This is a genomic window from Neisseria sp. P0022.S010 (assembly GCF_051956635.1).
This window is the reverse complement of sequence record NZ_JBQCXF010000721.1, coordinates 1-1,158: the sequence shown is the minus strand read 5'-3', so window position 1 is coordinate 1,158 and position 1,158 is coordinate 1. Positions and strand designations below refer to the sequence as shown.

Below are 1,158 nucleotides of genomic sequence, written 5' to 3'. Positions count from 1 at the left end.
CTTGAGTCGCGGCAAGGCTGAGAGCGAGAAGGGCAAAACGGCGCATAGACAGCTCCAAAGTGAAAAACGGCTTTATTTTATGGGCTTGCAGGGTGGGGTGCAAGTAAGTGCGGTATAATTGACGTTAATTCTGATTAATATGACGAGTTTTCATCATGAATACACAAACTCTGGATGTCATCGGTTTGAAATGCCCTCTGCCGATTTTGCGTGCCAAAAAAGCTTTGGCGCAAATGCAGGAAGGCGAAGTGCTGACCGTATTGGCCACCGATGGCGGCGCGCCCGGCGATTTTGAAGCGTTTTGCCGTCAGACTGGACATGTTTTGTTGGAATCGAGCGAGGCCGACGGCGTGTTCAAGCTGGTGTTGAAGCACAAATAAAGGCCGTCTGAAATGTCTAAAGCCGTCGCGTTGTCTGCCGCTGTATTGGCCGTCTGCCTGAGTGCATGCGGTAATGAAGGCGTTTCGCCGCAGAACGCTGCCGATTATGCCCAAAATGTAACCGACTTGTTCCGCCAAAGCTGCGTGTCCGCAGACGGAGATGTCGCCCTTGTCGGCGAGTTTGCCAATGCCAACAAACTGGTTTTATTGTCGAAAAAAGATATTGCCGATTTGCCTGCCGGAATGATGGATTTGGAGGCATTAAGCATTTGGAAGAAAACGGAAAACGGCGCAGATTATTATTTGAGCCTGACTGAAGACAGTTGCAGCGTGCGCACGGCTAAAGCCGACGACCATCTGATTTTTAAACAATTTTTGGCTTTGGCAGAAAATCCGCCGCAAGGTTTGAACGCTGAGTTGCGTGCCGATAATTTGGCGGAAACCCCGTTGCCTATGCGTCAGATTTCCTACGCATGGCGCGCGTCCGGCAGTCCGAAAGAAACCTTGCTGACCGTTAAAACAACGTCGTCCGAGCATTTTCCGGTACAGGCTGTTTTTTATTTGACCCATCATTCTTACGACAATAAGGCCGCCGTTTTGCCTTAGGCCGGTTGACGATTGAAACATCAAATCGATAGAAACCGTTACCGCCGAATAAAGGCCGTCTGAAACATTATCAAACCAAACCACTCGAAAGTAAGCTATGCAAACCCTGACCATCATCCGCCCCGACGATATGCACTTACACCTGCGCGACGGCGACGCACTCAAAGCCGTT

The 1,158-nt window shown here is 50.1% G+C and carries 2 protein-coding genes; both read left to right on the top strand.

Annotation, left to right across the window (positions count from 1 at the left end; all coding sequences use genetic code 11):
* Window positions 1-155: 155 nt before the first annotated feature.
* A complete protein-coding gene (locus tag ACTHUT_RS20930) occupies window positions 156-380 on the top strand; it encodes a sulfurtransferase TusA family protein (protein ID WP_003681929.1) in 225 nt (74 codons plus the stop codon).
* Between the two features lie 12 nt (window positions 381-392).
* Window positions 393-986 carry an NMCC_0638 family (lipo)protein gene (locus tag ACTHUT_RS20925; RefSeq protein WP_070713007.1) on the top strand — a complete coding sequence of 198 codons (594 nt, stop codon included), beginning with the start codon at window positions 393-395 and terminating at the stop codon, window positions 984-986.
* Window positions 987-1,158: the final 172 nt, after the last annotated feature.